Source organism: Psychrobacter sp. JB193 (assembly GCF_002285555.1).
Classification (GTDB): domain Bacteria; phylum Pseudomonadota; class Gammaproteobacteria; order Pseudomonadales; family Moraxellaceae; genus Psychrobacter; species Psychrobacter alimentarius.
The window spans coordinates 451285-465571 of the sequence record NZ_NRGY01000001.1; the positions used below are offsets into that span (position 1 = coordinate 451285).

Below are 14287 nucleotides of genomic sequence, written 5' to 3' on the forward strand. Positions count from 1 at the left end.
GCGACATATGACTCTATCTATCATGACACCGTCTAATCGTACCGCATTGTGTACAGCGAAGATCTCGGCGCTGTCATTGGCAATGTTGCTTATGCAATCAAATATGGCATTCGCTGCGCCTGAATCACTTGTGCAGATAATCAACAATACTGCTCAAGCCACCTACAATGTCAGCAAACAAAATGACATAGCTATTACTAGTGCCTCAAACAAAGTACAAGTTAAAGTCTCAAACCTACCGGAATACGGTATCAGCTTGACTCAGCAGCCATTACTTACTGTCATGCCAAATGCCTTGGTAAACTGGGTCAATGTTCTCACCAATACCAGCTACAGCGATGAGACGGTCAAGCTGACATTAGACGTATCGCCAACGCTATCGAACTTAAAGGTTTATCAAGACCTTAATAAAAACGGCATTGTTGACAGTGCTGATAGTGAAATACTTTTTGATAACTTAAGCGCCCAGATCAAGCTTGGGCATAACGAAAGCCTCCAGCTTATTGTGCAAGCTTTGTCAGATGCAAATGGTAAAAGCGGCGATACGGCTGATATCAAAATTGGCGCGGTGGTCTTAGAAGATCCGTCTGTATCAAAAGCTCATGCTACTGATGAGTTAATCATTGTTGAGCCTGATATAGCTTTTACTACTCCTAAGTTCGATGAAAACAAAACCACCTCTCAGCTCAATGAAAACGTCTATATCGATGCCAGCTACGCCCAGTGTAATGTTCAGCCTGAAAAACCAGATCAAGTATGGGTGACAATTATCTCTTCACTAACAGGTGACAAATACTCATTAAAAGCGATTGAGACAGGCAATAACACAGGTAAATACCATCTGTCGGCACCAACGCAAAACAATGCCAATGCTATTGATGACAAAATTATTCAGACATTAGTAAACGATACCTTAACTGCCAGCTTAGACGCTTGTATTGCTCCTTCTGTCGGTACGGGTGTAAATGAGCTACCAAATGATAGCGACTTTACGGTACGTATTGACGACTTAGATACGCAAATCAATATTATCGATGATACTCCAAGTCTTATTGTGACCAAAGAGAGTGATGTCAAAAGTGCCGAGCTTGGTGATTACGTCAGTTACACCATCAATGTCACCAATAGCAGCACCTCTACCGCTTTTGACGTGCAGCTTAAAGATGCGTTGCCGCGTGGTTTTGATTACGTTAATGGTAGCGTGCGCGTTGGCCAAAGCGCTGAGATCAATAAAGCACAAACGACCGAATTTAAGACTGACGGCAAGTATCAGGTGCTAAGCTTGGGTAACATGCCAAGCGGTGAAAGTAAAAAAATCACTTACCGTGTGTTAGTCGGTGCAGCCTCATTGGGCGGTGATGGTATCAATCGTGCAACGGCGGTAGCGAATAACGGCCAAGGTCAAAGCGTGGCGTCAAGAGAAGCACAATGGAAAATTGAGGTAGAGCGCGGCACAATAAACACCGATGGTATCATTGTCGGCAAGGTCTACCATGATATCAATCGTGATGGTATTCAACAAAAAGAAGATGGCGAGCTGGGTGTCGCAGGCGTACGTATTTACATGGAAAATGGCAATTTTGTCGTGACCGATCCTGAAGGTAAATATAATTTTTATGGTGTGAGTGCCAAGACTCATGTTTTAAAAGTTGATCGTACAACGCTTCCTAACGCAACTGAAATGGTCACTCAAAGCAATCGTAATGCTGGTGATGCGGGTAGCCGATTTGTTGATTTAAAATATGGTGAATTGCATCGTGCTGACTTCGGTATCGTAGGCGGTATGGATGATAGTACTGATCGCTTAAACGCAGAGCTGGTAGCTCGTAGCAAATCAGTGGGCACTAAAAATGACGCCCTTGAGCAAGCCGTAAAAACAGAACTGACGTTAGACCCTGACTACAATCGCAGCTACAAAGATAATATTCAAGCCAGCGGCTGTAACATCAATGGCGAACTAGACTTAGGCAGTAACTGCGACTCCGCTATCGTCAATGACATGCTTCATCCAGTAGCCAGTCGTGTAGATATGGCGGTTACTACTATAGCGCTACCAGTAGAAAAAGAGCTAGAAGAATATCTAAAAGAAGTGGCAAACAATGAGGTTGGTTTTATCAATCTCAACGAAGGCCAACAGCTCAGTACTTATAAGCAAATGGTACAAGTCCAAGCACCGCTTGGCTCATTATTTACCTTATACGCCAATGGCAAAGCGGTATCAGAACAACAAATTGGTAAAACTGCTGAACAGAAAAAACAAAGTGTCGTAGCATTTGATTATTATGCGGTTGACTTACAACGCGGTGGCAATACCTTACGCGGCGTGGCGACCGATGTGAATGGTAAGGTTATTTCTGAGCAAACCATCAAGGTATGGACACCAGAAAAACTACAAACGATTGATTATCGCACTCAAGAGCAAATGGTTACCGCTGATGGTATAAGCGAATATCAAGTCGTTATCAGCCTAAAAGATCGTGATGGTCGTCCTTATATTGCTTCAACGCCAGTCACTATCGATACCAACATTGGCCGTATCAATCTTAGTGATAGCAGCAAAGATCAAGCGGGCACTCAAGTCATCGTATCAGGTGGCGAGCTGTTGATACCAGTCACCGCGCCGAGCGTACCAGGTAAAGGTGAGCTGGTAATCGATACTGGTAGCAGCAAACAGACCATTCCAGTACAGTTCACAGCCAAACTGCGTCCACTGATTGCCGTTGGTATCGTCGAAGGTGCTATTTCACTCAAAGACTTTGATGGTAGTAGTATCACTGATGCTCAAGGTGCATTTGAGCAAGAGCTGAATGATTTTGCTGGAAACGACGACTATACCGCATCAGGTCGTGCAGCCATGTTCCTCAAAGGCAAAGTACGCGGCGACTATTTGTTGACCCTAGCTTACGACAGTGACAAAAAAGGCGAGCGCCTGTTCCGCGATATCGACCCTGGCGAGTATTATCCAGTCTATGGCGATTCATCTGCTAAAGGCTTCGATGCTCAGTCTACTAGTAAGCTCTATGTGCGTCTGGACAAAGGCCGCTCATTTGCTATGTATGGCGATCTAAAAACCCAAATTGATAATGATGAAGGTATCAAACTTGGACAGTACAACCGTACGTTGACTGGTCTAAAAGCGCAGTTTGAAGACAATAATACTCGCGTAACTGCATTTTTGGCAGAGACCAGCACTAGCCAGCGTGTGAACGAGACTCGCGGTTTGGGTATTTCTGGGCCATATCCACTTGCTGAAGATTTTGATGCGGTACTAGAAAATTCTGAAACGGTTGAAGTAATCACCCGTGACGCCAATAACCCCGGACTCATCATTAATCGTGAAACTCTGACTCGCTTTGCTGATTATGAAATTGACCCGATTAGCCGTAGCTTATTTTTAAAATCACCAATTGCCAGCCAAGATATTGAAGGCAATCCTATTTATATTCGTGTCACTGTAGAAGTGGATGAAGGTGGTGAGGACTATTTAGTTGGCGGTATCGCTGCTAAACAACAGCTTACTAACAAAATCTCTATCGGTGGTAGCTATATCAATAGCGATGACCCATTGAACAAAGAAGAGCTTGCTAGTATCAATAGCGTTATCAAATTCAATGACAAATTAAAGCTGGTTGCTGAATACGCGATGAATAAAGCCGAGAACCCAAATTTTCAGGCAAGCAATCAGATCAATACGACAGAGTTAGACGACAACAATGTGAAAGGTGATGCATTACGTGTCGAGCTTGACTTTGACAATAAGAAAAATACGCGTGCCAAGGCTTATTATAATGATGCTGACGAAGGGTTTGTCACTGGTGCGTCACCGCTTACCGCTGGACGTACGGAGTCTGGTGTAGAAGTTATCCATAAGCTAAACAATAAAAAAACTGCCCTGAAGTTAGAAGGTATATATACCGAAGACCATACTACCAAAGCGAGTCGTGAAGGCGTACAAGCCAGTATCGAGCAACGCCTGAGCGAAAATGTCGTTGGCGAAATCGGTGTCCGCTACTATAAGCAAGACGCCACTGCTGCCTCGCGTAATACGCAAGCCGCCACAGATGTTGTAGATATCACTGATGACACACTGTTTAACGATGACATCATCAACCAATCTGCATTAAGTAGCGTGAGTAATGCTGATAAAGACATCGAAGGCACGACCGTTCGTGCTCGTGTTACCTCTCGCCTGCCTAAACTTAATAATAGCTTAGTATTTGCAGAATACGAGCAGGATATCGACCACAGCTCACGCAACGCCACCTCTATCGGCGGCGAAACGCCTATCGGAGGCTTGGGTCGATTGTACGCACGTCATGACTTGATCAATAGCCTATCTGGCACTTATGGTCTTGATGATACCGATGAGCGTCAACGCACCGTGGTTGGTTTTGATGCCAATTACATGAAAGATGGTAAAGTCTATAGCGAATATCGTATGCGTGACGCCATTAGCGCACGTGAAGCTGAAGCCGCTCTCGGTCTAAAAAACAAATGGTATGTACAAGAAGGTTTGACGGTAAACACGTTACTTGAGCGTGTTGAATCACTCGAAGGTGAAGAAAACAACACAGCAACAGCGGCAGGTTTTGGCGTTGAATACCTTGCCAAAGAAAACTACAAAGCTTCAGGTCGTGTCGAAAAACGTTGGGGTGAAACGAGTGACACGTTACTGGGTAGCGCCGGCATTGCTTATCGTTATACTGATGAGATTACCTTACTTGCCAAAGATACCTATTCACGCATTGACTATAATGATGGCGATCGCACAATCAATCGCTTCCAATTAGGCGCGGCTTATCGTGATTACGATAGCAATCAGCTAGACATGCTTGCAAAGCTTGAGTATCGCTTGGATGATAATAATACAGGTGACGACACTTATCAAAAAGACACGACCGTTTGGTCATGGAATGGTAACTATCATCCAACGCGTGCCCTAACCTTGTCTGGTCGCTATGCAGGTAAGTATACAGAATATGAAGCAGACAACATTACTAGTGATAACACAGCTCATGCTCTTTATGGTCGTGGACTTTATGACATCAGTGAGCGCTGGGATGTTGGTTTGCAAGCGGGTACATACTGGAACAATCAAGCAAATGACTTGGCTTATATGCTTGGCGCTGAAGTGGGCTATAGCCCGATGACCAATCTTTGGTTGTCTCTTGGCTACAATTTCATGGGTTTCGAGGACGAAGACATTGCTTATGATGACAGCACTCAAGAAGGTGCTTACTTTAGACTGCGCTTCAAGTTTGATGAAAACCTGTTCAAGCGTGAAGACCCACGTAAAAATAAGCGTCTAAATAGTGACTCTACTCAAATCGGCGACACTAGCTTATAGTGTTGCTGATGTTGTCTTAAATCCTATCTGATAACAATGTCACCCTGACGGTAGTGGTATTTTGATTTGCTAGACCAGAGACAACAAAATCAGCGCTAAAAATGGTAAATACCAATACTTATTACCTTCATATAAGGTTTGCATCATGTTTAAAGCTGCCATTAACACCATTGCTTATACCCGACCAATACAGGCTACGCTCTCAGCACTATTACTTGTGAGCGTGGCCTCACCTGCGTCAGCGGCAGATAGCATCGCTACTGATAAGGTTCAAACCGCTAATACAAAAAGCACTAGTGACTGTCGCACTGATATCGAGACTCAAGTCCCTTCTTATAAATACCAAAGTGAGCAGCAACGTGTGCTTAACTGTATGATAAAGCAGCTACAGCCCTATCAGCAAAAAGACAAAGCAGCGCGTCAGCAATATCTGGCATACAAAGCACAAGCATGGCTTAATTATGCGATTCATCAAGACAGTATGAATAGCCGCTCACCTGCTGGCCTCGTTGCGGTAGGCATGGCAGAGTCTATATTGCAAGCGCTGAAAAATGACACCGCGCAAAATATCCAGTTACAGCAGGACATCCCGATGACCTCTGCCCTAATGCGCCCTGATCTGTGGGCAACGCTAAGCGCGCTCAAAGACAGTGATGGTATAGAGTCAGCACCACGTGAGATGGCATTCAGTGAAGTGGCATTGATCTGGGCTGCAACCAATCAGTGCGAGCGAGGTTGGCGCGAGTCCGGTATACATTTTCGTATGGCAGATCGCTGGCTTGAGCAAGCACGCGAAGCTTATATCAATGTCCATGATTCTCAGACTAACGTCGCTTTGGAAAAACGAATCGTCGATTACTATAAGCAGTATGCACCTTTAGATGCCAGCGATGACATCTGCCGTGGACAAATATTGACACCCTCAAAACAATAACAAAAAAGCCGACATTTAATGTCGGCTTTTTTATCGCTACTCAATAGTATTTAACCAGCTGTCTTAGCGATTTTTACGCGGTAACTTTTCTGGCAAGTAACAACGTAAATAAGCAATGAACGCTGTATTCGCTTCTTGGATGTATTCATCCGTAATACTCTGATGACGACGATAAGACAACGTGAATATCGCATTCACAATGCTATAGGCAATTAACAGGGTATCTTGCACGTCTTCAAAGTTTGGCATCTCATAACGCTCTGACAAACGCTTATAAACCAAATCGACGATTTGATGATCCATGTCTTCACCAAAACTGTCACCTTCAAAATCAGGTGTATTGGTATCATAAATAAGCTTGGCTTTGGTCTTGTCGTTATGGAAGATCATCACACATTGGTCAATCAGAGCCGTTAAATACCCCTGCCATCTGTCGTAATTACCCACATCAACCGTTTCTACGATTTCTAATATCTCGATCGCATTCAAAAAACGCAATGCTAAAAAGATTGCTTCGATATTAGGGAAGAAATGATAGGCAGAAGCTCTTGGAATGCCTGCCTCTTCACACACAGCCGCCAACGTAATATCGTTAATCGCTTGTGTTTCACTTAACTTCTTGGCACCCGCCAAAAGTTTTTGACGACGGGCACGGCCTTGCTGGCTGGTAAACTTAAATTTATTTGGAACAAGTTTTTTTGCCAGTTCCGAATCTACCAACACATCTTCAATTTTTTCGTCTTTGTTTTCGCTCATTGTAAGTCTCTTAAAATTACACCCTAATTTATAAAAGTAGTCTTCATTGGAAGATATTCCTCCTAATTGAAGAAATATTTCCTATCAGTCAATAATATAATGCTAGTATCAGCGCTATAAGACTCATTGGAAAGGCATCATAAACGCTTGTACACTATCAAGCAAGGGAGATGAATGGGTTAAAATAATGTACAGATCAACAATTTAGTCAAGCTGACCATGAATTGTAATAAAATTAATCGTTCAATTAAAACTAATCATTAAGTTTGATTTTCGCCCTTATAATACCATGATCAATGACTCTATCTGCATAATCCCACTTCAAATGGTCATTAAAATAGTCTACTCGCTCCACTTGACCAAGTGAAAACTTGCTATCAGGCAAAAACTCTTCTGATACAAACAATTGATCGATTACTTCGGGCATACCCTGATATATATGAGTATAGGCCACATCTCTCATCCAATCATAGCGTGACTGAATACGAGCTGCATCAAATAAGGCAACATCACGCATACTCTTATCATAGTTAACTTCGCCAGTCTCAGCCATTAACTGCGTGGTAACGCTACCAGTGACATCGTTCATGTCCCCTAACAAGATTAGCGGCTCGCGAGTATGGTGTAAGCGCTCTATAATAGACATACGAATAGAGGCTGCCTCTGCAGCACGCATACATAAACTACGAAGTTTGGCACGGACTCGAATATTTGGATCATCCATATCTTCTAATAAATGACCATTTTCATCACGCAAGAAAAAAGCACGTTTACTTTTTAAATGGGTCGTCACAATCGTTATTGGCTGACCATATGCATTGACACGTAACATTAGTGGCGGACGATTAAAACGTTTATATAGTCCAATGTCAGGTATATCAATCACAGCTTTTGGCAAAATGTCTTCTAGCAAACTGCATTCTAATTGCTCGAAACGGCTGATAATACCAACAGCAGGCGTATTTTGTGCCCCTCTACCTTGAGTATATGCACTGGCACTATCATTACTCGCCAGTGGTGCTACAACATGCTTAGGCTCAAACCCTAGAGATACAGCCAGCTCTTCAAGTGCCTGACTGTCCCATACCTCTTGTACTGCAATAATATCGGCATGCGCCTTTGCTAGTAGATCAGTAATACCGCGCAATTTATGCTGATATTGGCGCTGACTATAGGCGGGCGCATTTTCATAATAAATACGATCAGGATTGGAAAAATTGAGTAAATTGGCTGTCGCAATATAAAACTGTTTCTGACCACTATCTTCCATATTACTCATCCTAAATGATCTCTTATTATATTTATTGAAAACTTATATTGTAGAGTTTAATTTATTTGCAGCAAAAAAGCCTCCAAAGATTACTTTGGAAGCTTTAAATTAGCACAAATCTCACTGGTTTTGTTTGGTAAAAGAATCAACTCTACAATCAAACTAACTCTTGTTATATGAGAGTAATATAATAGGTTGTTCAATTACGCAAAGCAGATAAGCGCCTAAAAATACTATCCTTTTTCAAATCTGTAACGATATTAGGAAATACGGTTCCAAGCATCAGCTGATGCTCTACGGGCTTCATTCCATTCCATACGAGACTCACCCTTTACTTCATGCCATGAGCGTTCCAAATCTGCTTCGTGATCTTCAAAACGAGCATCGGCAGGATAACGGGCGCGGTTAGCATAACCTACTGCGTATGCTGGGTGTAAATCACGGTCAAAATCATAACCTTCTTTATAATAATCTGCATTTGCATGCTCAGCGCGCCAGTAGGCTTCTTCATGCGTTGGGTCAATGGCTTCTGCTGCTGCATGTCCTGCACCGCCACCAACGATAGCACCAATAGCACCACCAATTAGAGTACCTAATGGACCTGCCATCGTACCAATAGCTGCACCTGCTGCTGCTCCGCCTACGCCACCAATACCTGTACCCACTGGATGAGAACCTGGTTCACCTGTGATGATATCAGCATTTAGGTCTTTTTTTGTCTCTTTAGACATGTGTTTTACTTCGCTACGATCGATAGCGTCATGATTGTCTATCATATTGTCATTGTCATGTAAGACACCTCTATTACCGTCTAACATAGGATCAGCACCAGCTACTCTGCGCTGATTGTCATCAATAATTCGTTCTCTATCACCGACTTCTAAGTAATCATCATCAGCAACTACACGGTTATTAGGGTCTGTAATGCGGCCATCGTTATTCATAATATCTTCCTTAAATTCGTTTTTATATATTAGTATTTATTGGTTACTAACTTATCTTTAAATGATAAATTAGTGATCTTACTTAACTCTTCTAAAGTATAGAAACTTATAGGGGAAGACAGATAGACGGATTATGTAAAATATGTCCTACTTGCGATTGTCTTGCGTTACAGCCTGTATCTTTATAACTATTTTGTAGAGTGGCAGAGCACTTTACGTAATATCTAGTTATCTAATTTTCATATATACAGTCGTCCATTGATAAAGTATTTTTTATAAGACAATCAACGCTCTATCAATGGCTTGCTGCCATTTTCTTAGATGTTGCTCACGCATATCGTTCGACATCTGAGGTTCAAAAATTCGATCGACTTGCCAGGAAGCTTGTATCGTGGCTTCATCGTACAAGCCAGTTTTCAGACCAGCAAGTAACGCTACACCTTTAGCCGTGACCTCTGTGTCTTTTGGACGTAATACTGGTACATTAAGCAAATCTGCTTGAAACTGCATTAACAAGTCATTATTCGCGGCTCCACCATCTACTCTTAATTCAGTAAGTGGATGAGGACTGTCTTTTTGCATTGCTATCAGCACGTCGTAAGTTTGATAAGCGACTGCTTCTAATGCTGCACGTGCGATATGCGCCTTGGTCGTACCGCGACTCATTCCAGTAATGCTAGCACTGACATCTGAACGCCAGTAGGGTGCACCAAGTCCCGTGAAAGCTGGTAATAACACTACATCTTCACTACTATCGACCTGCCTTGCCAACTGCTCAATCTCATCACTTTTTTGAATCATACCCAGATTATCACGCAGCCATTGGACGATTGCCCCTGCCATAAACACACTGCCTTCGAGCGCATAAGTGACTTCTTTTTTGGGCGGTTGCAACATGCGTCGGCCTGACTTTACAATTTGCTCAAGTGATAGACTGTCAGAGCGAAACGATGCCGATTTTTTTTGCCAAGCAATGGTAGTCAATAGCTTATGTTCACTAAGCTTAGGCTTTGTCCCAATGTTCATTAACAAAAAACACCCTGTACCATACGTGTTTTTTGCCATGCCAGCATCGAGGCAGCCTTGTCCAAAAAGTGCGGCATGCTGGTCACCCAACACTGCGTGTATAGGGATTTGTTTGGCAAAGAGGCCTTTTTTAGTTTTACCGAAGTCACCATCAGATGGCAATACTTTGGGCAACAAATTCATAGGTATGGCAAAACGTGCACACAACTCCTCTGACCACTCCATTTTATTGATGTCATATAGTAGAGTGCGAGAAGCGTTGGTGACATCAATGACATGCTCACCGCCTGTTAGCTTATATATGAGCCAACTGTCTATCGTACCGACAGCTATTTCGTCGTTGTCAATGCGCGCCCGCCATTTAGGATTGTGCTCTAACAGCCAAGCAATCTTACTGGCGCTAAAATACGGATCCAAGCGCAGGCCTGTTATACGTTGCACATCGCTTGATATATCGCTTTGGCTATCATGAGAGGTGTTAGTAGTCAGCTTTTTGCAATAGCTTGCTGTACGTCTGTCTTGCCAAATAATTGCCGGCGCTAATGGTTTACCAGTTTTTTTGTCCCAAACCACGATAGACTCGCGCTGATTGGTAATCGCAATACTGGTGACATCAGTGGCAAGCAGTCCTGCTTGATTGATAACATCATGCGCGCAACTAATTTGCGTCTGCCAGATTTGTTGTGCATCTTGTTCAACAAATCCTGCCTGCGGCGTTTTGAGGATCGTTGGCTGCTGTACCATTTTGATTGGACTCGCATGATCGTCGTACAATATTGCCCGACTTGAGGTTGTCCCTTGATCTAAAGCCAAAATATATCCTGACATCACTCACACCCTATCTTATCTCAGTCATTTATCATTGATATTTTATAGTCATTTATCTGTTACTTGCACATATTTATAGTCTTTCACATGATCAGTCATTAAAATAAGGTTAGTCAAGCATGAAGGCTCTTAGCGGTTATATGTGGTAGTCAGACAAATAATTCAGATTTTTGGAATATAACATACATCAGCACCGGCGACGCTTAATAGCTCTTTAATCGACACACAATAATATGAACGCCTCTGCAACTTATCCTTTAACTGTTTGATAAACCTTTTATTGTGGTTAAATAAGCGATGTGGTTGCCTTTTTTGAACTCAAACAGCTAACATAAAACCATTGTGCATTCAACGCAAAATAGACAAATACTGAGCATTGACCCGTCACCATTGTGCCACTACAGTGTACGTTTTATCATGAGTAACAAAATTCTAGTTTCTGATACTGGTTTTCATTGATGATCTTTAGCACTCCTTGCTTTTGATAATATTCATGCTTTACACAATTTTAAAATATCTTGCTTTCTAATTAATGGCTTACATGACTTATGAAATTTGCCTTATCGATGCTGTCTACTGCTGTGATAACGACTATGCTGATGGGTTTGGCTACTCCAGCCATCGCGCAAGCTCAAGACACTGATCTTGCGCAACAAGATGACGTCATGCCAATCACTGTGACCCAAATTGTTGATGCTGATGATCCAAGCAATGTCCAAAATGAAAAAGCCACCGTTACGAATAGTAAGCCGTATCCAGTAGAACCACCGACTGGCTTGACCACCCTTATCGATCCTATTACTCATAAAAGCGTTGATAACAGCTACCCATTAGAAGTGTCTAGCTTATTGAGCCTTGAACAAGCTCAAAATATTCTGTTGCAAGTTTCACCAAAAATTGCCGCCAATCAAGCAGCGATTGCCGCTAGTGAGTATCAAACGGACGCGCTTAAAACCATAGACAATCCTTTGGTGTTTGCGCGAGTATCAGCTAGTGCTTATAACTTGGATACAGATCTTGATTTATCCACGCTAAAAAGTGGCCTTATCAATGAGGTGAATGACGGTGTTACCCCTTCTCTTCCTACGCTACCTGACTTGCCAAATTTTGGAGAGTTAATCGGTGAACGTATCCCTGATTCATACGAATTAAAGCGCTCAGGTTCAACAACAGGAGCAGGCCTTGGCGTTGTATGGCCAATTTATACTGCTGGACGTACTGAGGCGTTAACAGGGGCATCTGATGCTCGAACCCAAGAAGCGCAAGCAGACAGTTTGTTAGATAAAAACGAGCTGTATAACACGTTAATTGAGCGTTATTTTAAGGCACAGCTGGCCATTATTGCTGCCTACTTACGTGACGATGCTTATGACACATTGCAGAAGACCGACCATATGGCGCAGCGACTTTTTGAAGAAGGGTTTATCTCACGCGTTGATCGCTTAGAAGCACAGTCAGCACTAGCGGATGCACAAAGTGAATCCGCTAGTGCCAACAATGACGCAAGGCTTGCCATGATGGCTTTACAGCGTCTGTTGCGTACTGACTATCGTATCAAACCCTCAACACCACTATTTGTCTCCAGCCGACCTTTGCCAGACGTTACCTATTTTCAGGATTTGGCGCTTAATAATCACCCAGGTCTACAAAAAGTGGCTGCCAAACGCGCACAGGCGCAGCAATTACATGCGTTATCAGATACAGGTTATAAACCCACTGTTTTACTATATGGTTATGGGCAAGTTGAAAAAGATCCCAGCTGGGTCGCTGGGGTTTCTGCAAGCTGGAAACTGTGGGGTGGACTCGATAAAACCGCTTCATTGGCATCCAGCAATGCCAAAATACGTCAAGCAGATTTGTCCGAGATTGAAGTCAGTGACAATCTGTTGTTATTGGTCGAAAAGAACTGGCACGATGTCAACAATGCCCAATCACGTTATCAGGCACTACAAAGTAATGTTGATTTGGCCGCTGAGGTCTTGCGTCTACGACAATTGGGACTCCAAGAAGGCGTGAATACACCTATCGACGTCGTGCAAGCACAGACGCAGTCACTTAAAGCGCGTACGGAACAAGCACAAGCAGCAAACAGTTATGTACAATCATTGGCGGCGCTGATGCAAAGCTGCGGCACGCCGCTGGCTTTCAATACTTATCTCAATGCCGCCGACATTCAATTGCCGACTTTGTATACTGAATGATGATTTTATATTAAAAATCGTAGGGTACGTAGATAAGCGCTTATACTGACTATCATACAACCACTCATCACCCTACTATTATTAATCTTATTGTGAATAACTGTCTTATGAAAAAAATAACTTCTAACTTGACCAGTGGATTGCATCCTTTATTAGAAACATGGCGTATTGCGAATAACTCCAATATTTGGGCACATTGTGCGAGTGTCGGGTATTTTGGCTTTTTGTCTATTTTTCCAGTCATGGCAGTATTTGTACTGATTTATGGTCTTGCGTTTTCGCCCGCTGAGATGCAAGAACAAATCTCACTGTTACGTACCTTTATACCAGATACTGTCTATGACGTTCTTAATATGCGCTTGAGTGAGTTGGTCTCTAACACCACGTCCACACTAACTTTTAGTCTCTTATTATCGAGTTTTCTCGCCCTTTATGCAGGCTCAAAAGGCATAAAATCTTTGATTATTTTGATCAATCTTGCCTTTCATATCACCCAAGAACGCAGTTTCATTCAGGGTACGATTCGAGCGGTTGGTTTAACTTTCGGGGCAGTAGTAGTCTTGATTATAGCCATCTCCTCTATCGCTATCATTCCTTTGGGGGCAGACTATTTTCCCTTCCCTCAAGTAGCTAAAACCATTGCGCTTTGGAGCAGATGGCCGATATTGGCTGGTATTATTTTCTTAAGCTTTTTAGGCCTATATCGCCTAGCCCCAAATCGTGACGCTATCGTGCTAAAACAGTTGATGCCAGGAGCGGCTTTGGCGACTGTGCTTTGGATTGTATTGTCTCTGCTGTTTTCGATTTATGTGCAAAACTTTAATAACTATAGCGCTGAGTTTGGTGCCCTATCAGCGGCTGTGGTCATTATGCTATGGCTTTATTACTCAGCATTTATCATCGCCTTTGGTGCTATTTTTAACTCTCAAGTCATAGAAAACGGCAAACCTTATGCCATTCGTGTGTATTAATTATAAAACC

General features: G+C 42.8%; 8 protein-coding genes. 4 read left to right on the forward strand and 4 right to left on the reverse strand.

Annotation, left to right across the window (positions count from 1 at the left end):
• Positions 1–7 precede the first annotated feature (7 nt).
• Complete coding sequence (locus CIK80_RS01810; protein WP_095568630.1) at positions 8–5347, forward strand: SdrD B-like domain-containing protein; 5340 nt, start codon at positions 8–10, stop codon at positions 5345–5347.
• A gap of 145 nt (positions 5348–5492) precedes the next feature.
• Positions 5493–6281: a hypothetical protein gene (locus CIK80_RS01815; protein ID WP_095568631.1), complete on the forward strand. Its 789-nt coding sequence runs from the start codon at positions 5493–5495 to the stop codon at positions 6279–6281.
• A 63-nt stretch (positions 6282–6344) separates the two neighbouring features.
• Here the strand turns inward: CIK80_RS01815 and CIK80_RS01820 are convergent, their stop codons facing one another.
• From CIK80_RS01820 to glpK, 4 genes are all read right to left on the reverse strand, one after another.
• The gene (locus CIK80_RS01820; protein ID WP_062844286.1) at positions 6345–7037 is read right to left on the reverse strand and encodes a TetR/AcrR family transcriptional regulator; all 693 of its coding nucleotides are present in this window, start codon (positions 7035–7037) and stop codon (positions 6345–6347) included.
• A 253-nt stretch (positions 7038–7290) separates the two neighbouring features.
• A complete protein-coding gene (locus tag CIK80_RS01825) occupies positions 7291–8316 on the reverse strand; it encodes an endonuclease/exonuclease/phosphatase family protein (RefSeq protein ID WP_062844285.1) in 1026 nt (341 codons plus the stop codon).
• Between the two features lie 251 nt (positions 8317–8567).
• Positions 8568–9083 carry a hypothetical protein gene (locus tag CIK80_RS01830; RefSeq protein WP_179288341.1) on the reverse strand — a complete coding sequence of 172 codons (516 nt, stop codon included), beginning with the start codon at positions 9081–9083 and terminating at the stop codon, positions 8568–8570.
• Positions 9084–9524: 441 nt separating this feature from the next.
• Positions 9525–11105, reverse strand: coding sequence for a glycerol kinase GlpK (glpK, locus tag CIK80_RS01835; protein ID WP_095568633.1), 1581 nt, complete (start codon positions 11103–11105; stop codon positions 9525–9527).
• 548 nt (positions 11106–11653) lie between these two features.
• Here glpK and CIK80_RS01840 point away from each other — a divergent pair.
• Both CIK80_RS01840 and CIK80_RS01845 read left to right on the forward strand, forming a co-directional pair.
• Positions 11654–13306, forward strand: coding sequence for a TolC family protein (locus tag CIK80_RS01840; RefSeq protein WP_095568634.1), 1653 nt, complete (start codon positions 11654–11656; stop codon positions 13304–13306).
• Positions 13307–13413: 107 nt separating this feature from the next.
• Positions 13414–14277, forward strand: a complete 864-nt coding sequence (locus CIK80_RS01845; protein WP_095568635.1) for a YihY/virulence factor BrkB family protein — start codon at positions 13414–13416, stop codon at positions 14275–14277.
• The last annotated feature ends 10 nt before the right edge of the window (positions 14278–14287 follow it).

What these genes read in the sequence shown, in the direction of transcription:
- CIK80_RS01810 (WP_095568630.1), top strand. Translation starts at nt 8, where the DNA reads ATGACTCTATCTATCATGACACCGTCTAATCGTACCGCATTGTGTACA.
- CIK80_RS01815 (WP_095568631.1), top strand. Translation starts at nt 5,493, where the DNA reads ATGTTTAAAGCTGCCATTAACACCATTGCTTATACCCGACCAATACAG.
- CIK80_RS01820 (WP_062844286.1), bottom strand. Translation starts at nt 7,037, where the DNA reads ATGAGCGAAAACAAAGACGAAAAAATTGAAGATGTGTTGGTAGATTCG.
- CIK80_RS01825 (WP_062844285.1), bottom strand. Translation starts at nt 8,316, where the DNA reads ATGAGTAATATGGAAGATAGTGGTCAGAAACAGTTTTATATTGCGACA.
- CIK80_RS01830 (WP_179288341.1), bottom strand. Translation starts at nt 9,083, where the DNA reads ATGATAGACAATCATGACGCTATCGATCGTAGCGAAGTAAAACACATG.
- glpK (WP_095568633.1), bottom strand. Translation starts at nt 11,105, where the DNA reads ATGTCAGGATATATTTTGGCTTTAGATCAAGGGACAACCTCAAGTCGG.
- CIK80_RS01840 (WP_095568634.1), top strand. Translation starts at nt 11,654, where the DNA reads ATGAAATTTGCCTTATCGATGCTGTCTACTGCTGTGATAACGACTATG.
- CIK80_RS01845 (WP_095568635.1), top strand. Translation starts at nt 13,414, where the DNA reads ATGAAAAAAATAACTTCTAACTTGACCAGTGGATTGCATCCTTTATTA.